This window comes from Oceanobacillus sp. FSL K6-3682 (assembly GCF_037976165.1).
Taxonomy (GTDB): domain Bacteria; phylum Bacillota; class Bacilli; order Bacillales; family Amphibacillaceae; genus Oceanobacillus; species Oceanobacillus sojae.
Window position 1 is genome coordinate 2,160,039 of the sequence record NZ_CP150263.1, and the last position, 24,773, is coordinate 2,184,811.

Below are 24,773 nucleotides of genomic sequence, written 5' to 3' on the forward strand. Positions count from 1 at the left end.
ATATGTATTGTTGGAAGTGTATTTTGAATCAGATAAGGAAGTAGCGGCTTTTCGTAATCAGTTAAATCCATATAGAAAAAAGATCAGAGTACATCAACAAGCAAATACCAGATGGGGTAATAAATTATGTCTGGAAGGTGATTTAGCAGGGATAGATTTAATTAACGTGATAAGCTCTGCGATGGCAAATGTTTTTATAGAAGAGCATCTTTCTGATATCATCATTCGAAAAATCACAAATAATTATTACTTTTCAGATCCTGATGAAATTAATCGTATTTATGATTTTTCTATGTGGATTTTATTTGACTCAGATTCTGATAATCAGTTTTTACGTGAGCAGGTAGATACAACAAAGCTTTTGCAGTATATCTTTTTTTTGCATTTAAAGGAACATACGAGTATTCATTTTAGTGCGATATTGCATTTTCGGCTGGCTCATTTTTTAGACTTTATTCAAGAATGTGTCGGGAAGGCTATTGAAGAATTTAAGAGGGAAGAGGATCATCAGACATTTATTGATATGTTACGTCATTATATTGAGAAAAAAGATCCTTGTGTTGATTTAATTCATATAGAGCAGGGAGAAAATTTTATTTTTTACAATGAAAAAGGGGAAGTAATTTCTAAAGATATGCTGCGTTTTTGGATGTATCAAGCCCCCTTATATGCATTAGGTTTACATGAAAATGAATTTAATTTAAGTCCGCTTATTGCAATGTCACCGGCCAGAATAAAAGTATATGGAGATAATCCAGCAGATCCGAAAATAATGACAATAACAAATATTTTTCAGGAAAGGGTAGAATTTGAAAGGAAAGGGGTATCGATTCTTTCTCGTTTAGATTAAACAATTGGACTTGCTTTTCAATCCTGGAAGGAATATAATACGTATAGAGTTTGAAAATGAAACTGCTGAGATGAGGACATGATTATTTTCAGCTTACGTATTCAGAGAGGGAAGTCCTTTGGCTGCAAGCTTCCTTTCGTAAAGAAATAATTACCCCCTTGGAGCATTGCTGCTGAAATAATTTGTAGTAGGCAGTAACGTTTTATCTGCGTTAAAGATCAATGAAGCTGGGGATAAAAGGATTTTTTATCTTCAGGAATTAGGGTGGAACCACGATATTAAACGCTCGTCCCTTTGCATAACGCAAAGGGATGGAGCGTTTTTATATTTGATAAAGGAGTTCGATGAAAATGGCTGATTTAACAATTATTTTTCCAGACGGAGCGGAGAAGCAATTCCCTGTAGGAACTACAGGGGAAGATATAGCAGCTTCGATTTCTCCAGGTTTAAAAAAACAGGCACTTGCTATTAGATTAGATGGAGAGGCTTTGGACTTACGCAGAGAGCTTCCTAAAGGCGGTAAGATTGAAATCGTTACTTATCGTGATCAGGAAGGCCTGGAAATTGCTCGTCACTCTACAGCACATTTACTGGCACAGGCTGTGAAACGATTATATTCCAATGTCCAATTAGGTGTCGGTCCTGTTATTGAAGAAGGCTTCTATTATGACATTGATATGGAGCATTCATTAACACCGGAGGATCTTCCTAAAATAGAAAAAGAAATGAAAAGAATTGTAGATGAAAACTTAGAAATAAAACGTGTGGAAGTATCCCGCGATGAAGCAAAAGCACGGTTTGCAGAAATTGGCGATGAATTAAAATTAGAGCTGCTTGATGCGATCCCTGAAGATGAAACTGTAACAATTTATGAGCAGGGGGAATTCTTTGATTTATGCCGGGGTGTGCATGTTCCTTCAACAAGTAAAATTAAAGCATTTAAATTATTAAGTATTTCTGGTGCATATTGGCGTGGAGACAGTAATAATAAGCAGCTGCAGCGTATTTACGGAACAGAATTTGAAAAAAAATCACAATTAGATGAGTATCTGCGCATTCTGGAAGAGCGTAAAGAACGAGACCATCGTAAGCTTGGTAAAGAGCTGGGCCTCTTTACTGTATCGCAGAAAGTTGGTCAGGGGCTGCCGCTATGGCTTCCAAAAGGGGCGACTATCCGTCGTAATATTGAACGTTATATAGTTGATCTGGAAGAACGATTAGGCTATGACCATGTATACACTCCTGTACTCGGTAATGTGGAGCTCTACAAAACAAGCGGCCACTGGGATCATTACCAGGAGGATATGTTCCCGCCAATGGAAATGGATAATGAAGAGCTTGTGCTGCGTCCAATGAACTGTCCACATCATATGATGGTTTTCAAAAATCAATTATGGAGCTATCGTAACCTGCCAGTACGTATTGCTGAGCTTGGTACCATGCATCGTCATGAAATGAGTGGGGCGCTTGCAGGTCTGCAGCGTGTTCGTGCAATGACTTTGAATGACGCGCATATTTTTGCCCGTCCCGATCAGTTAAAAGAAGAATTTATTCGTGTTGTAGAGCTTGTTCAAAAAGTATATAAAGACTTTGGGATTGAAGACTACTATTTCCGTCTCTCTTATCGTGATCCAGAGGATAAAGAGAAATATGTTGATAATGATGCTATGTGGGACAAAGCGCAGGCGATGCTGAAAGAAACAATGGAGGATATGAAATTAGAATATGTAGAAGCAGAAGGAGAAGCTGCCTTCTATGGTCCGAAGCTGGATGTTCAAGTGAAAACAGCATTAGGAAAAGATGAAACATTATCTACTGTACAATTAGATTTCCACTTACCGGAACGCTTTGATTTAACTTATATTGGCGAGGATGGAAAAGAGCATCGTCCTGTTGTTATTCACCGTGGTGTTGTGTCTACCATGGAGCGTTTTGTTGCATTTCTTATTGAAGAATACAAAGGAGCTTTCCCAACATGGCTCGCTCCGGTACAGGCAAAAATTATCCCTGTATCTCTGCAGGCGCACCTTGATTATTCGAAAGAGATAGAAGAAAAATTACGCCAGAAAGGTATCCGCGTAGAATTAGACAGCCGTGATGAAAAATTAGGGTATAAAATACGTGAAGCGCAGACACAAAAAATTCCATTTGCTCTTGTATTAGGGGATAAGGAAACGGAAGCAAACAGTGTTAACTATCGCCGTTACGGTGAGCAAAATACAGAAACACTCCCGTTTGATCAATTCGTTGACTTTATCAAAGCAGAAATTGATCAGAAGAAATAAGCATTGTTTATGACTAAAAAGGAGGCTATTTTCATGTGTTATGTGAGAATAGCCTTTTTGGTGTCTGACGGCTAACTGCATCAAAGTAATGGCTGTCTATTTTAAAAAATACATTGACACTCTTCAATAATCATGCTATGATTCAATAGTTGTTTAAAACAAAGGATACAAGTCCTTGACAATAAAACGATAAAATGCTATATTATAAAAGTTAATGATATGATCTAAAGACAAGTAGAAGCACCCGCTTCTCACCTGATTGACGCCTGTATAGGCAGTTAACGGGTTCATCACGATTCATGTTTACGAATGAGGAGATGTGTGGGTGCGTATGTGTACCGACACTTTTTTTATGGAATGAAATGATTTGACTTGTCCAGATAGATCAGTAACAAAATTTTCGGAGGTGGCTGGCTATTAGCAAGGATATGAATGTTAACGAAAAAATTCGTGCAAGAGAAGTTCGTCTCATTGATTCAAATGGGGATCAGCTTGGAGTAAAAACTCGTAATGAAGCATTAGAGATTGCCGGGAAACGAAACCTTGATTTAGTATTAGTTGCTCCAAACGCAAAACCGCCGGTATGTCGTATTATGGATTACGGGAAGTATCGTTTTGAGCAGCAGAAGAAAGACAAGGAAGCTCGTAAAAAACAAAAGGTAATCAATGTCAAGGAAGTACGTTTTACACCTGGAATTGGTGACCATGACTTTGAAACGAAGCTTAAAAATGCACGTAAGTTCTTGGAAAAAGGGGATAAAGTAAAAGCTGCGGTTCGTTTCCGTGGTCGTGCAATCACCCACAAAGAACTTGGGAAAGAAGTACTGGACCGTTTTGCTGAAGAAGTGAAAGATCTTGGTACAGTAGAAACAAAACCTAAAATGGAAGGCCGTAATATGTTTATGATGGTCGCTCCAGTAAATGAAAAAAAATAAGCTTTTATCGCAACGAACTAGGAGGAAAAAATTATGCCTAAAATGAAAACTCATAAAGGTTCAGCAAAACGCTTCAAAAAAACTGGATCTGGAAAAGTAAAAAGATCTCACGCATACACTAGCCATATGTTTGCAAACAAATCTCAGAAGCAAAAACGTAAGTTACGTAAAGGAACTCTTGTTTCTTCTGGAGACTACAAACGTATTAAAGCAATGTTACCAAAATAATAAATTCAGATATGTAATTGAATCAGGAGGGATTTCTTATGCCACGAGTTAAAGGTGGAACAGTTACGCGTCGTCGTCGTAAACGCGTCTTAAAATTAGCAAAAGGTTACTACGGTTCGAAAAGAACTTTATTTAAAACAGCAAAACAGCAGGTTATCAAATCAGGTCAATATGCTTATCGTGACCGCAGACAGAAAAAACGTGATTTCCGTAAACTTTGGATTTCCCGTATTAATGCTGCTGCACGTTTGAACGATATTTCTTACAGCAAATTAATGCATGGTTTGAAGCTTGCCGGTATTGATATTAATCGTAAAATGCTTTCTGATTTAGCTATTAATGATGAACAAGCATTTGCTCAATTAGCATCTCAGGCAAAAGAAGCTTTAAAATAATATAAGTAATTAGATCGCATCCAATTGAGGAGCGGTCTTTTTTTATATCTAGAGTTAAAGTGGTTCAGCGTTGCGACAAACTTCCTTATTATTTATGATAAAGGAGTGTTACTTATTTGTTTATCCAGGAGGGAAAAATGGAAAATCTATCATCATTACTTATTTATTTGCTCGTTGCTAATTTAATTGGATTTTATTTCATGTTTAAAGATAAACAGAAGGCAAAGCAGAAGGCATTTCGTATTCCGGAACGTACTTTTTGGCTATTGGCAGTTTTAGGAGGAAGTATTGGTCTTTTTATTGGTATGCAAATATTCCGGCATAAAACAAAGCATAAAAGCTTTACAATCGGGATTCCTATTTTTATTGGGGTTAATGTAATCAGTTTCGTTGGCCTGGTTTTCTTTTCTAAAGAGATTCTTCAATTTCTGTCTAATCTTTTTTAAGAATAGAAACAGGCTGGATTCTTTTATCATAGACTGCTCGTCTTGAAACATATATATAGATATAAATATAATACCAGCTTCCTCAAGAGGAGGGGTAGCCATGGAATACGTTGGGAATTATTTGCTGGTAATTATTGAGATGGGCGGCGTGCTTTCCCCGCTGCTATTTATTATTCTACATCTCATCAGGCCAATGTTATTCTTACCAGTTGTATTTATTTGTATTTCTGGCGGCATCTTATTTGGTCCAGTTGCAGGAAGTGCCTATTCTATTATTGGGATAACAATGGCAAGTTTGTTTTTTTATGTAATGGCAGGTTGGATGCCGAAATCAATCGAAAAGCTAATTATTTTGAAGCAGCGGTTACTTGGTAAAAATAGAGAAATGACTACAGCACAGGTTACTTTATTAAGACTCGTCCCATTTATTCATTTTCACTTACTATCATTATGTTTGATTGAAACGAACAAGACTTTTAAAGGATATGCAAAATCTTCTTTTATATCGAACATTCCTCTGGCAATTGTCTACACAAGTATCGGTGGTTGGATTTCCAAACTTTCTCCAGTATATATCGCTATTTTCATTATTGCCTTACTCCCATCCTTATATTTTTTAAGGAGAAAAGAAATTATTATTCAATGGCAGGAGTTTTTTGCAGCATCTTCTACACGCGTGAAGCATCGGGAATTATCAAAAACATAATACATGTAAAACACCCGGCTCTTGCATAAAAGAGCCGGGTGTTTTACGATAAAAGTATAAAATATAAAACTATGGAGAAGGTGGTGTAAACATTGAAACTTCCCTGCTGCTGGAATTGTCAGCACGAATTTAAACTGCGTGAGCTTTTTTTGCAGTGGAAATCCCGCTGTCCAGTATGTAATAAGAAGCAATTTCTGACAAAAGAAAGCCGTTTTAATACGATGCTTTTCAATCCCGTTATACTGATTATTATATTTGTTATGAATATAATGAGCGTTTCCTGGACAGTTATGATCCCGATAGTTCTTTTTATGCTGCTTATTTGTTTTAGTGTGATGCCTTATTTCTATCGTTTTACGGATAAAGAAGCTCCATTTGTGTAAAGAATAACCAGTCCTGTTGCAGCTGGTTATTCTTTTGTGATTTCCGTTATAATAAGTTCATTAATCGGATGCTTCCAGGTGATAGAAGCATGCGGATAGTGAATTAATATTTCCTGCTCTAAAAAGTATAAATCCTCTCTGGTTAATCCGCGAAGCTCTAATGGATTCTTAACAGTAATATGGATATCAACCACCTCAAAAGCGTCTTCTGTTGTTCCTAAATATTTCTCACCAATAAAAAGACATCCTTTATAAGTTAATTGAAAATTTTTCTGATTATTATTATGCTCATCTAATAAATAGAACCCCTGATTTTCCTGAGAAAGGCGCAGCTTGCGTTCAGGTTTTTTTAAGTATTGAATCCATGTATAAATAAGCAATGCAACTGCTATCACTAATAATATCCGAAAGATAATGATGACCATAATTATCTACTCCTTAGAAACGTCCTGTTACCACTACATACGAATGAAGAAACAAAAAGTTTCAAGAGAATAATATTTTATTATAAAAAATATAGAAAGTTTATATTTTTACGGCAAAACAAATTAATCATGTTAAATTTAGAATTAAAAAGTTTTTGTTGACTAAACTAATCGTGTTAGTTAATATGTTAATTATATTAGTTAGAGGGTGATTTAATTGAAAATAGAGCAACATAATAATTTATATCAGATAACATTTCTGCCGAGTATTTTCCCAATTAATTGTTTTGTCCTTGAGCAGGAGAAGGATTTAATCTGTATTGACATGGGAACCGGGAAATTTGTCAATGAAATAAAACAAATGACAGATCAAACGGGAAAGCAGTTAAGTAAATTAATTTTGACCCACGCACACGGTGATCATGTCAATGGAGTACCTTATTTTAAAAAGGTTTTTCCTGATGTGTCAGTAGGAATATCTAAACGGGACAGATGCTTGTTAAAGAAAGATTTTCGTCTGAAGGCAGATGAGTCCGATAAACCAATAAAGGGAGGATTTCCGAAAAGGGATATACCGATTGATTTTACTTTTGAGGAGGGAGATAAGATTGATACTTTAGAAGTCATTTCAACTCCGGGACATACGCCGGGTTCAGTAACTTTTTTTGAGGCGCAGCACCAGTCACTTATTGCAGGAGATGCATTTCAAACAAGAGGCGGTATAGCTGTTTCTGGAGTATTAAAATGGCTCTTTCCTTTTCCGAAAGCTGCAACATGGGATAAAGAAACAGCTGTGAAGAGCGCAGTGAAATTATTGGAGCTTAATCCGAAATTACTTGCAGTGGGACACGGAGATATGTTAGTTAATCCGGAGGAACAAATGAAAAAAGCAATAAGAAAAGCAGAAGCCGGGGTTGGAAAATGAGAAAAAAAATAACGAAAGAATTAATTACTGACGCAGCACTGGAACTGCTTGATCAGAAGGGAATCGAGGAAGTTACGATAAAAAATATAGCCATGCAGCTAGGCATTAAACCACCATCGTTATATAATCATATAGCAAATTTAGAAGATTTACTAGACATCGCTGCGCAAAGAAGTATGAGAAATTTGTATGATAAACTTGTGGTTACAAGCATTGGACTGGAAAAGAAGGAAGCTCTATGGGCAATTGCACAGGAGTACAAAAATTTTGCAAAGACATGGCCGGGTCAATATCAACTAGTACAAAAAGTGAAGTTATGGAAAAGTGATGAAACAAAAGAGTTATCTGAGCAGATTATCGAAATATTTTCTAAAATACTGCAAAAATATGCCTTGTCAGAGGATGATACCATACATTTTATCCGGACATTAAGAAGTTACCTGCATGGCTTTGCTCTATTAGAAATGGATGATGCTTTCGGGCTTCCTCAAGAGCTGGAAAAAAGCTTTTCAATAGGGTTAAATATAATTTTGACAGATTTGGATTCTGAATAGAACTCAAAGAGATTAATCAATATAAAAAGCATTTCTAAAAAGTCTGTGATAAAATGGAAGAGATGGCAGACAAGGAGGAGATAAATTGGATTGGAATCAGCTATTTGAAATGCAAAAGAAATTGGATACATATATTGAAAACAATCATGATTTGTCCAGCGTAAATTTATTTCATGAAAAGCATCTGGCCCTCCTTGTTGAACTTGGAGAGCTTGCAAACGAAACACGATGCTTTAAATTCTGGAGTACAAAAGCAAGAAATAATCAACAGGATATTTTAGAAGAATATGTAGATGTGTTACATTTCCTGATGTCAATTGGAATTGAGAATGGGTATATTTATCAGGCAGATGGAAAGATTAAGCCGGAAGAAAACATGACAGAATCAGAATGTTTTTACCAAGTATATAGAAAAGCTATTGCTTACCGGGATAACCCGCTGAATGAAAATTATCAGCAATTATTTAGCTGGAGTCTGCAATTAGGAAATCAGCTTGGATTTACTGATTCCGATATTCAAAAAGCATATTGGGAGAAAAATCAAATTAACTATCAGCGCCAGGATCAAGGCTATTAACTCTTTTCTCCATTTAACCGGCAGTAAAACTCCGCTTCAAAGATACGAAGGATATTTGAGTATGATATACAAGGGGCAGTAACTCTCGGTATAAGCCTAATTAATAAAATTATCATCCCACCTGGGAAAATCGTAACCTCCGGCTGGATGAGGTTTCACTATATGAAGGAGAGATTATGAATATGACAAAGCTAGATAACACATTGACAATGCTAAAGGATTTAACAGATGCAAAAGGAATACCAGGGAACGAAAAAGAAGTACGGGAAATGTTTGAGAGTTATATCAGGCCCTATGCAGATGAACTGACAACAGATAATTTAGGCAGCTCAATTGCTAAAAAGACAGGAGACGAGAATGGACCTAATATAATGATTGCGGGACATTTAGATGAAATTGGTCTGATGGTGACACGCATTGATGAAAACGGTTTTCTCTATTTCCAGACAGCTGGAGGCTGGTGGAATCAGGTTATGCTGGCGCAGCGTGTAACGATTATGGGCTCAAAGGGAGATGTGACTGGTGTTATCGGCTCTAAGCCTCCGCATATATTGAGTGCTGAAGCCAGAAAGAAACCTTATGAAATAAAAGATATGTTTATTGATATTGGCGCGACAAGTAAAGAAGAAGCAGAATCATTTGGTGTGAAGCCTGGAGATTCTGTCGTTCCTTATTTTGAATTTACACAATTAAAGAATGAAAAATTACTTATGGCTAAAGCTTGGGATAATCGTATTGGCTTAGCGATTGCAATCGATGTATTGAAAGCTTTAAAAGATGAGGAACATCCTAATACTGTTTATGGTGTAGGAACAATACAAGAGGAGGTTGGCTTGCGTGGAGCAAAAACATCTTCTCATCTGATTCAGCCGGATATCGGATTTGGTGTAGATGTCGGTATTGCGGGAGATACACCGGGCATTGCTAAGCAAGATGCGGACAGCAAGCTTGGTGAAGGCCCTCAGATTGTATTGTATGATGCTTCTATGATTTCTCATAAGGGACTGCGTGATTTAGTTGTTGAGACAGCAGAGGAGAATAATATCCCTTACCAATTTACTTCTATGGCTGGCGGCGGTACAGATTCAGGCTCTATTCATTTGACTGGCAATGGTGTTCCATCTCTATCTGTTACAGTAGCTAGCCGCTATATTCATTCACATGCAGGAATTCTACATCGTGATGATTATGAGAATGCTGTGAAATTATTAACAGCTGTGATTAAAAAATTGGATCGCAAAACCTTAGATACTCTTATTAAAGCTTAATAATAATGATTTATGCCGTACATTTTGAGACTGTTAAAATGTACGGTTTTTTATAGAAAAGGGTATTCTTGACAGAAATCAAATACCATGGTAAATTATATTTAATTAAATATTTATTAATTAAATATAAAAGGAGTTTTTTCAATGAATCCAATTCGTGGCATGCACCACGTTACGGCAATAACAAGCAGTGCAGAAAAGAATTATGAATTTTTCACATATGTGCTCGGTATGCGTTTAGTAAAGAAAACAGTTAATCAGGATGACATACAAACCTATCATTTATTCTTTGCAGATGATGAGGGAAATGCCGGGACAGATATGACATTTTTTGACTTCCCGGGTATCCCTAAAGGTTCTCACGGAACAAATGAAATCTATAAAACATCCTTACGTGTACCAAGTGATGCTGCACTTGAATATTGGAAGAAACGCTTTGACCGTCTTGGAATTAAACACACAGAAATTGAACAGCAATTCGACGTGAAAACATTATCCTTCTCCGATTTTGATGATCAAAAGTATCAGCTTGTTTCGGATGAGAATAATAACGGAAGGGTCTCAGGCAAGCCATGGAAAGATGGCCCAATCCCATCAGAATATGGAATTACTGGACTGGGCCCAGTAGTCGTACGTGTTGCTGATTTTAATTTCTTCAAGCAGGTATTAGAAAAAATATTTATGTACAATGAGGTTTCCAGTGAAGCATCACTTCATCTTTTTGAAATAGATAAAGGTGGAAATGGCGCCCGGATCATTGTCGAGCATAATGAAGAATTACCGCCGGCCAGACAGGGCTATGGTACAGTGCATCATGCAGCATTGTGTGTAGATGAACGCGAAGATTTAGAGAAATGGCAGCGGAGAATAGAACAATTTGGTCTTCAAACTTCCGGATTTGTCGAGCGCTTTTATTTCGGCTCGTTATATACTCCGGTAGCACCACAGGTATTATTTGAATTAGCAACAGCCGGTCCTGGATTTATGGAGGATGAGCCATATGAAACGCTTGGAGAAAAATTATCGTTGCCGCCATTTCTTGAGTCACAGCGTGAACAAATTGAAAGTCAGGTAAGAGAAATTGATACCGTTCGGAGCAATAAGGTAATAGAGAAAGAATATGAATAAAAAATTATAAATAAAAAGGATTCGTTGTCAAAAACAGACGAATCCTTTTTTATATCAAGTATGCTGACAGGAACCTAAGCTAATGAACGGTATGTATTCATTACTTTAGATACATAGGCAGTTGTTTCTTTAAATGGCGGGATACCCTGATATTTATCTACATTTCCAGGACCGGCATTATAAGCTGCCAATGCCAATTCCGTATTTCCGTTATATTTTTTCAGCATTTGGCTTAAATACTTTGCTCCGCCCTCAATATTTTGCCGGGGATCATATGAATTTGTAATTCCTAAGCCCGCTGCTGTTTTCGGCATTAACTGCATTAAACCCTGGGCACCGACTGGACTTGTTGCATTAGGGTTGAAATTAGATTCCTGCTTAATTACAGCATGAATTAAACTCTCACTAATATTGTACTTACTTGCCATTTGTTGAATGATATCCTGATAATTTGATCCAATTCCATTAACAGACTGCTTTGCTGAGGTTTGAATTGCTGCTGCCGCTTGAGTCAATGGTGGGGCAAAGCTGGACTGGCTAAGATTAGAGCCAAAATCCTGTGCTGTCCGTTCTTCTGCTTCACGAATTCGTTCTAAGAGCAGCTGTTGAAAGGACTTAGCGCCAAAGCCGCTATTTTCAGTGACTTCACCGGCAGCAGGAGTCATAGATAAAGCCTCAAAAGGGTTAGTCCGTTGATTTGTATTAATTTCCATTTATATTCACCGTCCGTATATGAGCTGAAGAGTAATTTTTTGTCCTGTGTATTTATAAAGTATTTAATCCATTTGTTAAAAATTCCTATTACTCATATTCTATCTGTTTTCAGCCCTTTAGGCAATATTATATAGAGATAATTTTCATGTTTGCTTCACGCAGCAAATTTTCATAAAAGGGGTCGTTTCCAATACACACGACAGCATCGCATATACTTTGAATTTCATCCATATCATGTGAAGTATACATAATCATTTTATTGTCAACCTGAGCTGTTTGCTTAAGATATTCGGCAATTTCTTTTTTGGATCGTAAATCAATCCCGACTGTCGGTTCATCCAGCAATAATAGGCCGGGATTATGGATTAAACTGATTGCCATATTTAATTTTCGCTTCATTCCACCAGATAATGTGTGGACAGGCTCTTTCCATTTTAATAATTCCATATCCTCACAAAGCTGTTTTAATTCAATCTTCGAGCGATTTATCCAGGAAAGCTTTTCAAAAAAAAGCATATTTTCTTCCACGGACATGTCTTCCCATAAAGCGATATCCTGTGGTACGAAACCAACCATTCTGCGCAGCTGTTTACGATTTTTCCCATATATCCATTTTCCTAAGCGGATACTGCCCGAATCTGCCTTTGAAATAGTTGCTAAAATATGCAGCAGGGAGGACTTACCCGCTCCATTTTCTCCAACTAACCCGATAATTTCACCGGAATTTACTTCAAAAGACAGATTTTCAAGTACTTTCTTTTTGCCGAATGATTTCGACACATTATTAATTTCCAGCTGCATTATTGTAACCTCCTTTCACATACCAAGCAATTAAACAAATCGGCCCAATAAATGTCCAGCCGCTCCACCATTGTTCATAAACAATCTGTCTTAATGGATTTAAGGCAGCAACCCATGGATAGCTTTCGTAAACGCCGTCCATCGGTAAAATAATTCCACTGATAACGATGGTTACTAAAATAATTAGAACGGCAGTTATATAATAGGGAAGCAGTTTTTTAAAGGGTAAACCTATTAAAAAGACAAGGATACAAATAGTTAAACGGAAACTAAATATATATACAAGTTGTGTAATATTAAACCCTTCATCATGTAAAACATGGAAAGCTCCCCAAGTGATTATATCTAACAGCAATAGCCCCAAACTATAAAGAAGAAGATTGCATACTAAATATTGCTGAAAAGATAAGCGATTAAATATAAAACGGATACGGACGGTCGCATTTCTTTCTTTTATCAGCCAATCAAATAAAAAGAAGGTGGACAATAGAGCAACGATAGACCAGAGTCCCCAAGGATTTTGAAATAAAGAAAATCCTGTATCTGCATCTGTATCTTCTCCCAGGAGAGTGAAATTAGTGAAAATAAGGTTTTCACTTTCTTCAATAGAATAAATCTCATTAATTATTTCATCATAGCCTGGTATGGAAGAGCTGTTTAATGTTTCTCCTAAATTCATAATGGTGTATGCTGTTTTTGATTTTCCACTATCCTCCTGAACATAGGAAGCAATCATTTCAACAACAGGTGTATACCCCATCGATAAATCTGTCCGGTAACTTGTAATTAACCGGTTCCGTTGTCCAGCATCAATTGCAGCTTTATATCCTTTTTTAATGATAAATGCGCTGTCCAGTTCATGTGTAGCAACCATTTGTCTGGCTTCTGTTTCATTTTCCATCTCAATCACACGAATTAAATCAGATGAATCAAGTTTTTCTTTTAATTGAACTGCCAGATCAGAATCTTCTTCCAGAATAATTCCAACTGGAATGGAGCTTTGATCCTGGATAGCCCCTGTCCCGGAGATAATTATCCAAGTGAAAAGAATAGGGAAGACAGCCCAAAATAAAATGGATAGGAGATGTTTTTTTGCATGCAGCCATCGTGTAGTAATTATATCCATCATATGCTTCTGCGCTCCTTCCAGCTTAATAGTCCCAGTAACAGGAAGATCAGAATCCCGATTAGAAGAAGACTGGAAGTATATTCGGCATAATGTCTTTGGTTCAGGATTATTTCCTGAAGCCAATAAAGACTGTTATAGGCATAAGAATAGGGGAGATAATCCTGAATTCCCATTGGCAGATAAAGTGTCGGTATAACAGCACCGCTAAATAAAATTAACACAGACACAAAAAATATTTGAACGAATAACCGTAATTTCAACGATGAAATAAGCACCTCAAAAACAGCTAGAGAAAGAATGAAACCAGCTTGATAGATTGAAATAAGTGTTATTGTCCGAAATATATTTTCCTGCGTAAGCTCAATATCTAAGAAATAAAGCAAAGAGAAAAATGAGAGACAAGCCAAAATGAGGGACACTATCAGCGTTACAATTATTTTTGCGAGTATCTGTCTGAATTGTGTAGCCCCATATAATCGGATGCGCTGACTGATTAAAGCCGGATTTTCTTTGGTAAAAAAATAATATAGGGAAAATAGCCATAAACTGCTGATAATAAACCATGCTCCCAAACTGAAATAGGAAACAGGGGATGAGCTAGCCTGATTTGATAAAGTCCGTTCTCTGATAACCTGGTCTCTGCCGACTGTATAAAGTAGAAATTCCTGAAATTGTTCAAAAACAAAGTCATTTCTTGCATCATCATCCATATTAAATTGTTTCGCATAATAATTCATTGTCAGAATATTAGCCTGTGAGGAACGAATATGACGCACGACACTTTGCAGAGTCTCATTAATCATGTAGCTTTCCAGCTGCTGCTGTCTGTTCCCGACAATGGGAACCTCCACAGAATATCCCTGATACAGGTCCTGAATAAACCCTTTAGGGAAAGCGATATATGTACTTAAATTATTTAATTCAATCTGTTTCATTGCTTCTTCCTCGGATAATTCTTTGACTTCTAAAAAATCAATAAAACCTGAGGATTGTTCTAATAATTGAACCATCATTTCCGTCTCTGTTGAATTATCTAAATCAACTAAACCTAATTGAATGGCTTCATTTTCATCCTGGGTAAAAAAACTGCCAACAATCATCATCATAAGTCCTGCTAAAGCAAGAGGAAATATGAAAAGAAGAGGAAGTGAATACCACTTCCTCTTGAGTTGCCGTATATGATTTTTTATAAAAAGCCCAGTTTGTTTGAAAAAAATCATGATCATGCACACTCTTTTCTTTCTAATTCAATAATACTTAGATTAGAATCCAAATTGCATTAACCATTGATCAAGCTGATTGGTGAAATCCCCTTGGAAGTATTCTTGCAGTTCTTCAGCGGACATTGCACCAAGATCAACGACATTCGATGTATCGATACCTTCTACAGCATCAATAACAGCACCTTCTGTATTTAAATCCATGGATACATTTTCGACATAACCAGGGAAATCCAATGCAATATTATTATTTGAATTCATTTGGTCACCATCATAGGTAGAATCGCCGGTCCAGCCAAGATTAACTGTTTCATTTTCTACAGTGACTTGCAGCTGACGGTCGAAATCACGAGTGGAACCATCTAACGTTTCATCCCCAGTATAAGCAGCAGCAAATTCAACAGGGGTATAGCCATCGTCAAATGCAAAATTAAGATTTGCATTATCTGTAACAGTATCTCCGGTACCTTGGAAATCACCATTAAACGCAATAGATACTTCTTCGGAGTCATCATTCATCGTTAATGTATGATCAAAATAAATTTGGTCATCTTTAAATAATTGTCCACCTGACAAATTAATAGTAACTGGTTCTTCGCCTTCAGGTGCTAGACTAATAGAAAAGTCGCGCTGTACAACTTTGTTATCAGATACCCAAAGTGTAGATTGAAGTCCATCAGGGAATTGGAAGCTGTCAACCTGTTCGATACCCTGGTCAATAGCATTGTCGAATTCTGCCATTACTTCATTAAGCTGCTCTTCAATTACTGCCGGGTCTTCAAGAGGCATATAAGCAGTTTGTTCGAACTGACCTTTTAAAATTTCTTTGAATTCGTCGTCGCCCTTCATTTTTTCCAGTACAGAAGTGATAACTGATTTCAGTTCATCTTCTGAAAGGTTCATCGTGATTTTTTCAGTATTGATAGAATCGCCGTTTACTTCCACATCCTCTTTATCACTCTCAAAGGAATCATCTGGAAGCTCCTCATAAATGAACATGAGATATTCATCTTGAATGTATTTTTCTTCTTCTTCTGTTAATAAAACAGCTTCATTATCAAATACAAGCTCTTCAATACCTAATCGTTCATTGCCTGTAAAAGTATAAGGATCAAATTGAGTTAATACACTTCCAATATCCTCATCAGAAATTTTAAGAACTTCATCCAGGAAAGGAAGCTGGGCGTATACATCAGGACCTTCAACATAGCCGGCTATGCCGCTGAAGTCCATACCGCCAACGTTGACGGATAAATCACTGTATGCCTGTTTGTTCTCCATATCTGTCTCTGAGTTTATTGAGAGCTCAGCATTAGAGAGCATAGCGATTATTTGTGGATCGGCATAATAGGAATTTTCAAGCCCTTCCAAGTTTAATCCAAGATTTACTGTTTGGGAAACAGGGTTCTCTAATGATTGTTCGTACCAGTTTAATTCATCCTCATATCGTGTTTCCACAAAAGTTTGAAGTTGTTCAATAGAATTTTTCTCAGCTTGGAAATATGTTGCTTTTGGTGTAGATGCTGTCAGGAAGAATGCCGCTGCACCTCCGCCAGCCAGGACGATTACAGCAATAATAATAGCAATAATTCCTTTCGATAGACCTTTCTTCTTTGGTTGTTCATTATCATTTTCAGCCAAAGTACATGCTCCTTTCTTAAAACTATATTTGCGCAATTTGCACATTTTAAAATGGACGTAAAAGCTTAGCATATGTAAATTTTGCCAGGCTGCCATTCCTTTTTTTCATACTATAAATTATATTCGCCAGCTGAGAATTAGAATCAAAAATTTATAATATGAAAAACTGCCTCAATTCGTTATAACATTAAAGGAATCGGTAGTCAAACCCTTCTTAGTCTTTATTTCCTACAGCTAAGCTTGATTTGCTGTTCCCTTTTTAAGATAATAATAAACAGCTTGGCAGCAGATTACTGAACAAAATATACTAGCTTTTATCTACAATGAAATACGAAAAAAATAAAAAAAGGTTTCAAAGTTTGCTAATTTTGTCGAATTTTCTGAGGGACAAGAAAACAGAGCATTTTTTGACTGGAGAATTTGCTGTTTTACAAAAATAAAAATACATGCCGGATTCTGTTTGGAAGCAGCATGTATTTTTGTTCTGCAGGAAGGTACTCAAAAGCATATTTTTTTATTTTTCTTTTATAAAATAAAAAGAATATATCTGGATATTAAGAAATTATAAATCGTTTTGAATCCCGGATTCTAAAGAAGATATCATCTCTTTTTTCTCTTCCTCATTGGAATGGTTCCAAATCAGTTCAAAAAGAACTCCAAGACCAGGGAGCATTTTTTCTTCTCCATTATTAATTGCATCGACGATAGTTGCTTCTAATTGTTCTTGATCATTATTCGATATGTTTGCATAAATTGCTTTACGGATATTTAAATCCATCACTATTCACTCCTTATTTGTGATATTAAAAGTAGTTTGACCATTAGTCGTGAATTTATGTATGATGTAATTAGAATTTAAAATGGGATAGGATGAATAAAGTGATTACATCTGTAAAGAATGAGAAAATAAAGACGTTAAAAAAATTACATCAGAGAAAATATCGTAAGCAGACGAATACTTTCCTAATTGAAGGATCACATTTAATAGAAGAAGCATTATCAAGTAATTGGATTACAAAAGAAATTATTATTTCTGAGGAGGTATCTGTGCCGGAGACTGCGGATAATCTTCCTGTTACCCAAGTGACTAAACAAGTATTTAAAGAGCTTTCCTTTACTGCTTCGCCTCAGGGAATTATGGCTGTGGTCGAAATGAAGAAAGATAACGCAGTAAACGGAGAGGTAGTAGTTCTGCTGGATGCTATTCAGGATCCGGGTAATTTAGGAACGATTATACGCACTGCTGATGCTGCAGGGGTTGATGGAATCGTGCTGGGCGAGGGCTGTGTCGATTTGTATAATGATAAAGTAATCCGCGCAACACAAGGATCGATTTTCCATTTGCCAATTCTGCATGCAGAATTGGAAGCAGAGACTGTCCGATTGAAACAATCAGATTACACTGTTTGGGCTACAGCCTTGGAAAAAGCGGAAAACTATAAAAAGCTGCCAGTACCGCAAAAAACAGCAATTATTTTTGGTAATGAAGGTGCAGGAGTAAAGGAATCTTTGTTAGAAAAAGCGGATGAACGCGTGACGATTCCTATCCTTGGCAAGGCAGAATCATTAAACGTCAGCATTGCAGCAGGGGTTTTATTGTATCATTTAAAGAATTAGGCTTGCAACGGAGACATAATTTTTCTATAATAGCTGTAATATAATTAATCTGTTCTCACAGCTTGAGAACAAACAACAAAACGCAATGAAAGAGCAAGTAACTGCCTGTAGAAGTGATTCAGGGAGAAGATGCCTTGACTGGAAGCATCTTTATCATTTCAGGTTGATTACATTTCACTCTGGAGCGGACACTTGGACCATAATCGAATGTAAAGGTGATTCGGATGCCATCCGTTATGAGGCAAGAGTTGGATTGGATACATTTGTTCAGTCAACAAGGGTGGTACCGCGACCATATAGCTTCGTCCCTTTTTTGGAGACGGAGCTTTTTTATGTTTTTAAAAAGTCCATCGAAAACAAGGAAAGCATTAAAAGGAGGTATTTAGCACGATGAAAGAAGAATTACAGGCGATAGAATCAGAAGCCCTCGCAGCTGTTGAAAAAGCGGAAGATAGTCAGGCTTTACAAGAGATGAAAGTAAAATATTTAGGTAAAAAAGGCTCTTTGACCACTGTTCTTCGTGGTATGGGCAAATTATCTAAGGAAGAGCGTCCAGTTATTGGTGAACTTGCTAATAATGTTCGAGCATCTATTACAGAAGCGTTAGATGCAAAAACAGAAAAATTAGAAAGAGCAGCTTTGGATAAACAGCTGGAAACAGAAACCATTGATGTGACACTGCCGGGAAATCCAGTCCATGTTGGGGGCAGACATTTATTAACCAGCATTATGGAAGAAATAGAGGATTTGTTTATCGGAATGGGCTATGAAGTGAAAGAAGGCCCGGAGGTTGAAACAGATTATTATAATTTTGAAAAATTAAATTTACCGAAAAATCACCCGGCTCGTGATATGCAGGACACTTTCTTTATTACAAATGAACTTCTTCTGCGTACACAAACATCACCGGTACAGGCCCGGACAATGGAAGCATATCGGGGAAACCGTCCGATAAAAATGATCTGCCCGGGCAAAGTGTACCGCCGCGATACAGATGACGCAACACACTCTCACCAATTCAGACAAATTGAGGGGTTAGTAGTAGATAAAAATATTACGTTAAGTGATTTAAAAGGTACATTAGATGTATTCGCGAAAAAAATGTTCGGGAAGGATCGTAAAATTCGCTTGCGTCCATCTTTCTTCCCGTTTACTGAACCATCTGTTGAAATGGATGTTTCCTGTAAGGTGTGTAATGGAGAAGGATGCTCTGTTTGTAAACAGACTGGCTGGATTGAAATTTTAGGCGGTGGAATGGTTCACCCGCGTGTATTGGAAATGAGCGGTTATGATTCCACAGTTTACAGCGGATTTGCATTTGGAATGGGACAGGAACGTATTGCGATGCTGAAATATGGTGTAAATGATATTCGTCACTTCTACACCAATGATGTCCGTTTCCTATCACAATATCATCAAGCGTAAGAGAAGAAGGAGGAGAGTACATGCTTGTTTCCTATAATTGGTTACGAAATTATGTCAATTTAGATAATGTAACACCAGAAGAATTAGCAGAAAAAATAACACGGTCTGGTATTGAAGTAGAAGGGATTGAATATCTGGCTCCCAAAAGTGAAAATATTGTAGTTGGATATGTGAAATCCTGCGAAAAGCATCCAGACGCAGATAAATTAAACTTATGTCAGGTGGATGTTGGAGAAGAGTCTCTGCAAATCATCTGTGGTGCGCCAAACGTTGGATCGGGGCAGAAGGTTGCTGTTGCAAAGCCCGGTGCAAAGCTTCCAAATGGTATGAAAATCAAGAAAGTGAAGCTGCGTGGTGTAGAATCAAATGGAATGATTTGTTCCCTGCAGGAGCTTGGGTTAGATGAAAAATACATTCCTGTTGATGTCGCAGAAGGAATCTTTGTTTTCCCTGAAGATGCAGAAGTAGGTGTACCTGTACAGGAATTATTGAACCTGGATGACGCCATTTTAGATTTGGATGTACTGGCAAACCGGCCGGATGCATTAAGTATGCTTGGTGTGGCATACGAGGTGGCAGCAATTTTAAATCAGCCAATGGAACTGCCTGATGAAAATCTGACTGTTGACGAATCTATAGAAGCAAAAGATTATATCGATGTAAAAATTGATTCCATTGAAAATAATCCATATTACGGTGCTTTTATAATTAGAGACGTGGAAATAAAACCGGCTCCATTATGGATGCGCAACTACTTAATGGCATCAGGTATTCGTCCAATTAACAATGTAGTGGATATTACTAACTTTGTTTTATTAGAATACGGGCAGCCGCTCCATGCGTTTGATTATGATCAATTTGGATCGAAGCAGGTAGTCATCCGTCAAGGAAAAGTAAATGAAACAATGGTTACTTTAGACGATCAGGAACGTCAATTAAACGAAAACAATCTTGTTATCACGAATGGAAAAGAGCCTGTTGCTTTAGCTGGAGTAATGGGAGGAGCTGATTCCGAGGTAACAGATGAAACAACGAACCTCCTGTTGGAAGCAGCGTATTTTAATTCAGCTTCTGTACGCCATACAGTGAAGCAAACAGGATTGCGCAGTGAATCAAGCACCCGCTTTGAAAAAGGTGTTGATCCAAATCGCGTAAAACGTGCTGGAATACGTGCATGCAGCCTGCTTCAAAAATATGCAAATGGAAAAATTGCAGGTGGTGTTGTAGAAGTAGATGAGCTGGATAAATCAGAGAAATCTGTCACAGTTACAACAGCAAAAATAAATCAGCGATTAGGAATGGAATTGGACGAAAAAGATGTGGCCTCTGTCTTGTCACGCTTACAATTTGAATTCAGTAAAAATGGAGAAGAAATTATTGTTCAAGTACCGACCCGCCGTCTTGATATTTCTATTTTTGAAGATATTCTGGAAGAGGTAATCCGTATTTATGGTTATGATCATTTACCATATACGATTCCTCAAGGCTGGGTTCAGGCTGGCGGTTTAACTGATATCCAGCTATTACAGCGGGAAATTAAAAATTATTTATCAAGTGCCGGGCTAATGGAAACATTAACCTACTCTTTAACAAACGAAAAGGATGCAAAGCGATTCTTAACACCGGATATTGAAGAAAAGCCTGCTTACTCTGTCGGGCTGGCAATGCCAATGAGTGAAGAGCACAGTCATCTGCGGTTAAGTCTTATTCCGGAAATGCTTCGCGTATTGCAGCATAATGTAGCCAGGACACAAACAGATTTAGCTTATTATGAAATTGGTAAGGTATTTATTTCCCGTGAAGAGGAGATAACAAATCAGCCAATTGAAAACCTGCATGTTGCCGGCGCCTTAACCGGTCTATGGCATAATCATCCATGGCAGCAGGAGAAGAAGCCGGTTGACTTTTATGTAGCTAAAGGAATTGTTGAAGGCTTGTTTGCACATTTAGAATTGAATGTTACCTTTGTACAAATAAAAATGGAAGATATGCACCCGGGACGCTGTGCAGAAATCAGGTTAAATGGAAAGGGCATTGGCTATGTTGGCCAGGTTCATCCACTGACTGCAAAAGATTTTGATGTGAAGGAAACATATGTCTTTGAAATAGATCTGGAATCTGTGTTCGCAGTTCATCAGCTGACACCTTCATTCACAGATATTCCGCGCTATCCATCTGTGACCAGGGATATTGCTTTTATCCTGGACAATGATATTCCTGCCGGTGATGTTCAGGCAGTTATCAAGGAAATCGGAGCTCCATTGGTAAAAGAGGTATCTATATTTGATGTCTATCAGGGAGAGCATATGGAAGAAGGTAAAAAATCTGTTGCTTACCGTCTTCTATACCAGGACCCGAGCCGTACGTTAAAGGATGATGAAGTGGATGCTTCTTATCAGGAGATTATTGAAAAAGTAAATAATCAATTCGGATCTTATGTCCGCTCATAATCAGAATAAAAGAAAGCCGCTGTCACTACTTTTCCTAAAGCTGTGACGGCGGCTTTTGTTTATAGTCTGTTGATTATCAATTTCCACATTTCAATCCACGCACCCATATAGGATGCGAAGCTACTGAAACAATCAGGGCAGATTTAGATTTGAGGATTTCAATCCACGCACCCATATAGGATGCGAAGCTGCATTTGATATGGAGACGGCAAATAAAGCTATTTCAATCCACGCACCCATATAGGATGCGAATGTTGGTTAAACCCACCTTGGACAACATCCCGGATTTCAATCCACGCACCCATATAGGATGCGAAAGCGCACATAAATTCTCTATATACAGCAAGGGTTTATATATACAAAAGTGCTAACCTGTATTTTACTCCTGATATTTTGTATTAATTTCATAGAAACAAGAGGAAAAACCTTTATAAATCAACAGGTGCTAATCTCCTTAATAATCTATGTTTGCTTTGGGTTAGCACCTGATCAAATAAAAGTAAGATAAAAAATTTCAAGGTATGCGGAAATAATGAATAATACTATTTTATCATAAACACTTTTGACTTTATTATCTTTTCAACAACCCAGCTTATAAAAGACTTTCCCTAAAGAAAATCAAGCATATTTCAATTTTAATCTGGCAATAAATCAATTATCCGTATTCACATTCATAGGAAGCTGCCAATCGATAGGAGTAAGATTTTCCTGTTTTAAAATAGCGTTTGTTTTTGAAAAGTGACGGCATCCAAAAAAACCGCGATGTGCTGATAAAGGACTTGGATGCGGAGCTTTTAAAACATAATGCTTATCCGTATCAATTAATTCCACTTTTTTCTGTGCTGCTGCTCCCCATAATAAGAACACAACTGGGTGATCCTTCTGATTTAAAGAATAAATCACCTGATTAGTAAATTGCTCCCAGCCTTTATTTTTATGAGAATGTGCCTGATGTGCCCGGACGGTCAGAACATTGTTAAGCAGAAGTACTCCCTGATCTGCCCACGCTTTCAGGTAGCCATGAGAAGGAATCTTAAAATCGACATCGGCAGCGAGCTCCTGATACATATTTTTTAATGAAGGAGGAACCGGAACACCGGGTTGTACAGAAAAGCTAAGACCATGTGCCTGGTGGGGGCCATGATAAGGATCCTGGCCTAAAATAACAACCTTTACTTTTTGAAAATCCGTAAAATGCAATGCATTAAAAATATCGTACATATCTGGATAAATTGTGTGTGAACTGTATTCTTTTTTTAGGAATTCCCGTAAGTGTTTATAGTAGTCTTTTTGAAATTCTTGCTTTAAAACTTGTTCCCAATCGTTCTTTAAAGGTATATTCATTATGTCACCTCATTCTTATAAGTATTTCTTTGCTTTGTTTGTGTTGGCAAAATGAAGTTTCGCTACATGTCCAAGCTGCTGTTCGCCGTGAGTTCTTATATAATTTGCTGCCACTTTATCTACTTTACTGGAGGCACCCTTTGGCAAAATTATCCCGGCTTCTTCTGATAATTTATCCATAGCAGTAACAAACCGGGCTCTTGCTAAAATAGAAGCTGCAGCAACATTAATAGAATGACTCTCTGCTTTGGTAATAAAGGTGGTATTTTCATGAAGCTTTAATGCTTCCGATTGCAGGTAACGCTTATATACAGCAGGTTCACAAAACTGATCAATTACTATTCCGCCGTAAGCTGATCCATTAAGTTTTTTGATCAATCTATCAATAGCGTGATGATGCAGCATCGCTTTCATCTTTCCTTGAGACCATCCTTTATTTTGCAGATGATTATATTTTTCGTTCCCTAATTTAAGAATTGTATATGAAATAGGGAGCTTTAAGATTTCTTGCGCAATGTCTTGTATAACATCGTCCTTTAAATTTTTAGAGTCTACAACTCCGAGCTGTTTTAGTTGGAATTGCTGCTCTTTTGTTGCGAAAACTGCAGCAACAGTAATCGGCCCAAAGTAATCGCCAGTACCGGACTCGTCCGAACCAATATGATTCTTTTGGAAAATAGCTGTGTCGATATTTGGGGAATGCTTTGTTTTTTTTGCTTGTGTAATGGCAGATTTACTCTTCCATTGGGTGCTTTCCTTCTCTGGCTGGCTTCCTTGAAAAAGAACTTTGCCGGAATGGTACGCTGTGATAACAGCAAAAGGTGTTTTTGCCCGGAAGACAGCTCCCTGGGGTGTTTTCTCTAAGTAAGCGTGATAATGCTTTTTCATTTCTTTTATTTTAGGTGCAGCTAATGTTAATACTTCTTGGCCCAAAGCTTCATTCCTCCAATCATTAGATACCTAAGACTATAGCAAAAATAGCGGGATTTTGAAATACTTCTTTTTAAGCAAAGTTCATGTTAATATATAAAAGAATCATCGTTGCACAGGAGGCAGCAAAAAATGACAGACAATGAGAAAAAACGCGTTACTGTTGAAATATATAATCGAACCTACCATATTATTGGTACAGAATCAGAACGCCATGTTCAATTAGTGGCAAATCTAGTCGATCAAAAAATGAATGAAATCCATGATGCAAATAAACAATTAGATACAGCCAGTTTAGCAGTATTAACAGCTGTAAATACAATGAACGATTATTTAAAACTAAAAGAAGACTATGCGACACTTTTAGGTTCACTACGAAAGAAAGAGGACTAACAAA

At 37.3% G+C, this 24,773-nt stretch carries 25 protein-coding genes, 1 CRISPR repeat array and 2 other annotated features; of the genes, 16 read left to right on the forward strand and 9 right to left on the reverse strand.

What is annotated here, in order from left to right; genetic code table 11:
• The first annotated feature begins 16 nt into the window (after window positions 1-16).
• From ytxC to MHH51_RS10795, 7 genes are all read left to right on the forward strand, one after another.
• The gene (gene ytxC / locus MHH51_RS10765; protein WP_339286298.1) at window positions 17-850 is read left to right on the forward strand and encodes a sporulation protein YtxC; all 834 of its coding nucleotides are present in this window, start codon (window positions 17-19) and stop codon (window positions 848-850) included.
• Window positions 851-908: 58 nt separating this feature from the next.
• Window positions 909-1,147, forward strand: a binding site (T-box leader).
• A 53-nt stretch (window positions 1,148-1,200) separates the two neighbouring features.
• Window positions 1,201-3,135: a threonine--tRNA ligase gene (gene thrS / locus MHH51_RS10770; RefSeq protein ID WP_339286031.1), complete on the forward strand. Its 1,935-nt coding sequence runs from the start codon at window positions 1,201-1,203 to the stop codon at window positions 3,133-3,135.
• Window positions 3,136-3,361: 226 nt separating this feature from the next.
• Window positions 3,362-3,492 (forward strand) — a sequence feature (ribosomal protein L20 leader region).
• A 71-nt stretch (window positions 3,493-3,563) separates the two neighbouring features.
• Window positions 3,564-4,070 (forward strand): translation initiation factor IF-3, encoded by a 507-nt coding sequence (infC, locus tag MHH51_RS10775; protein ID WP_139344830.1) that lies wholly within the window; start codon window positions 3,564-3,566, stop codon window positions 4,068-4,070.
• Between the two features lie 33 nt (window positions 4,071-4,103).
• On the forward strand, window positions 4,104-4,298 hold the full coding sequence (gene rpmI, locus MHH51_RS10780; protein WP_077603237.1) for a 50S ribosomal protein L35: 195 nt from the start codon (window positions 4,104-4,106) through the stop codon (window positions 4,296-4,298).
• Window positions 4,299-4,336: 38 nt separating this feature from the next.
• Window positions 4,337-4,693, forward strand: a complete 357-nt coding sequence (gene rplT / locus MHH51_RS10785; protein ID WP_077603236.1) for a 50S ribosomal protein L20 — start codon at window positions 4,337-4,339, stop codon at window positions 4,691-4,693.
• 137 nt (window positions 4,694-4,830) lie between these two features.
• On the forward strand, window positions 4,831-5,139 hold the full coding sequence (locus MHH51_RS10790) for a DUF1294 domain-containing protein (protein WP_147207977.1): 309 nt from the start codon (window positions 4,831-4,833) through the stop codon (window positions 5,137-5,139).
• A 100-nt stretch (window positions 5,140-5,239) separates the two neighbouring features.
• Window positions 5,240-5,845 carry a VTT domain-containing protein gene (locus tag MHH51_RS10795; RefSeq protein ID WP_147207976.1) on the forward strand — a complete coding sequence of 202 codons (606 nt, stop codon included), beginning with the start codon at window positions 5,240-5,242 and terminating at the stop codon, window positions 5,843-5,845.
• A 409-nt stretch (window positions 5,846-6,254) separates the two neighbouring features.
• On the opposite strand, the gene MHH51_RS10800 is transcribed toward MHH51_RS10795, so the two are convergent.
• A complete protein-coding gene (locus MHH51_RS10800; protein ID WP_147207974.1) occupies window positions 6,255-6,653 on the reverse strand; it encodes a sigma-w pathway protein ysdB in 399 nt (132 codons plus the stop codon).
• A gap of 217 nt (window positions 6,654-6,870) precedes the next feature.
• Between MHH51_RS10800 and MHH51_RS10805 the strand changes: the two genes are divergently transcribed.
• From MHH51_RS10805 to MHH51_RS10825, 5 genes are all read left to right on the forward strand, one after another.
• Window positions 6,871-7,578: an MBL fold metallo-hydrolase gene (locus MHH51_RS10805; RefSeq protein ID WP_147207973.1), complete on the forward strand. Its 708-nt coding sequence runs from the start codon at window positions 6,871-6,873 to the stop codon at window positions 7,576-7,578.
• Window positions 7,575-8,132, forward strand: a complete 558-nt coding sequence (locus tag MHH51_RS10810; protein WP_147207972.1) for a TetR/AcrR family transcriptional regulator — start codon at window positions 7,575-7,577, stop codon at window positions 8,130-8,132. Before MHH51_RS10805 ends, MHH51_RS10810 begins: the two co-directional genes overlap by 4 nt.
• Before the next feature lie 85 nt (window positions 8,133-8,217).
• Complete coding sequence (locus MHH51_RS10815; protein ID WP_156985426.1) at window positions 8,218-8,709, forward strand: dUTP diphosphatase; 492 nt, start codon at window positions 8,218-8,220, stop codon at window positions 8,707-8,709.
• A gap of 182 nt (window positions 8,710-8,891) precedes the next feature.
• Window positions 8,892-9,977 (forward strand): M42 family metallopeptidase, encoded by a 1,086-nt coding sequence (locus tag MHH51_RS10820; protein WP_339286038.1) that lies wholly within the window; start codon window positions 8,892-8,894, stop codon window positions 9,975-9,977.
• 144 nt (window positions 9,978-10,121) lie between these two features.
• Window positions 10,122-11,105, forward strand: a complete 984-nt coding sequence (locus MHH51_RS10825; RefSeq protein WP_339286040.1) for a ring-cleaving dioxygenase — start codon at window positions 10,122-10,124, stop codon at window positions 11,103-11,105.
• Between the two features lie 74 nt (window positions 11,106-11,179).
• Here MHH51_RS10825 and MHH51_RS10830 read toward each other — a convergent pair whose 3' ends face one another.
• From MHH51_RS10830 to sspI, 6 genes are all read right to left on the reverse strand, one after another.
• A complete protein-coding gene (locus MHH51_RS10830) occupies window positions 11,180-11,818 on the reverse strand; it encodes a lytic transglycosylase domain-containing protein (RefSeq protein ID WP_147207968.1) in 639 nt (212 codons plus the stop codon).
• A 127-nt stretch (window positions 11,819-11,945) separates the two neighbouring features.
• Window positions 11,946-12,620 (reverse strand): ABC transporter ATP-binding protein, encoded by a 675-nt coding sequence (locus MHH51_RS10835; RefSeq protein ID WP_156985424.1) that lies wholly within the window; start codon window positions 12,618-12,620, stop codon window positions 11,946-11,948.
• Window positions 12,604-13,749: an ABC transporter permease gene (locus MHH51_RS10840; protein ID WP_339286042.1), complete on the reverse strand. Its 1,146-nt coding sequence runs from the start codon at window positions 13,747-13,749 to the stop codon at window positions 12,604-12,606. The genes MHH51_RS10835 and MHH51_RS10840 overlap by 17 nt, the downstream gene beginning before the upstream one ends.
• Window positions 13,746-14,975, reverse strand: a complete 1,230-nt coding sequence (locus MHH51_RS10845) for an ABC transporter permease (protein WP_339286044.1) — start codon at window positions 14,973-14,975, stop codon at window positions 13,746-13,748. The genes MHH51_RS10840 and MHH51_RS10845 overlap by 4 nt, the downstream gene beginning before the upstream one ends.
• A 36-nt stretch (window positions 14,976-15,011) precedes the next feature.
• Window positions 15,012-16,610 carry a DUF6583 family protein gene (locus tag MHH51_RS10850; RefSeq protein ID WP_339286046.1) on the reverse strand — a complete coding sequence of 533 codons (1,599 nt, stop codon included), beginning with the start codon at window positions 16,608-16,610 and terminating at the stop codon, window positions 15,012-15,014.
• A gap of 562 nt (window positions 16,611-17,172) precedes the next feature.
• The gene (gene sspI / locus MHH51_RS10855; RefSeq protein ID WP_147207963.1) at window positions 17,173-17,388 is read right to left on the reverse strand and encodes a small acid-soluble spore protein SspI; all 216 of its coding nucleotides are present in this window, start codon (window positions 17,386-17,388) and stop codon (window positions 17,173-17,175) included.
• A gap of 92 nt (window positions 17,389-17,480) precedes the next feature.
• On the opposite strand from sspI, the gene MHH51_RS10860 reads away from it, so the two are divergent.
• The 3 genes from MHH51_RS10860 to pheT all read left to right on the forward strand — a co-directional run bounded on the left by MHH51_RS10860 (window position 17,481) and on the right by pheT (window position 22,102).
• Window positions 17,481-18,227, forward strand: coding sequence for an RNA methyltransferase (locus MHH51_RS10860; protein ID WP_339286047.1), 747 nt, complete (start codon window positions 17,481-17,483; stop codon window positions 18,225-18,227).
• 390 nt (window positions 18,228-18,617) lie between these two features.
• Window positions 18,618-19,652, forward strand: coding sequence for a phenylalanine--tRNA ligase subunit alpha (gene pheS, locus MHH51_RS10865; RefSeq protein ID WP_339286048.1), 1,035 nt, complete (start codon window positions 18,618-18,620; stop codon window positions 19,650-19,652).
• A gap of 20 nt (window positions 19,653-19,672) precedes the next feature.
• Window positions 19,673-22,102 carry a phenylalanine--tRNA ligase subunit beta gene (pheT, locus tag MHH51_RS10870; RefSeq protein ID WP_339286050.1) on the forward strand — a complete coding sequence of 810 codons (2,430 nt, stop codon included), beginning with the start codon at window positions 19,673-19,675 and terminating at the stop codon, window positions 22,100-22,102.
• Window positions 22,103-22,189: 87 nt separating this feature from the next.
• Window positions 22,190-22,419: direct repeats of the CRISPR family, unit length 32 nt; unit sequence ATTTCAATCCACGCACCCATATAGGATGCGAA.
• Between the two features lie 334 nt (window positions 22,420-22,753).
• Here pheT and ung read toward each other — a convergent pair.
• Window positions 22,754-23,446 carry a uracil-DNA glycosylase gene (ung, locus tag MHH51_RS10875; RefSeq protein WP_339286051.1) on the reverse strand — a complete coding sequence of 231 codons (693 nt, stop codon included), beginning with the start codon at window positions 23,444-23,446 and terminating at the stop codon, window positions 22,754-22,756.
• 15 nt (window positions 23,447-23,461) lie between these two features.
• The gene (gene rnhC / locus MHH51_RS10880) at window positions 23,462-24,379 is read right to left on the reverse strand and encodes a ribonuclease HIII (protein WP_339286052.1); all 918 of its coding nucleotides are present in this window, start codon (window positions 24,377-24,379) and stop codon (window positions 23,462-23,464) included.
• A gap of 129 nt (window positions 24,380-24,508) precedes the next feature.
• On the opposite strand from rnhC, the gene zapA reads away from it, so the two are divergent.
• Window positions 24,509-24,769: a cell division protein ZapA gene (zapA, locus tag MHH51_RS10885; protein ID WP_147207958.1), complete on the forward strand. Its 261-nt coding sequence runs from the start codon at window positions 24,509-24,511 to the stop codon at window positions 24,767-24,769.
• Window positions 24,770-24,773: the final 4 nt, after the last annotated feature.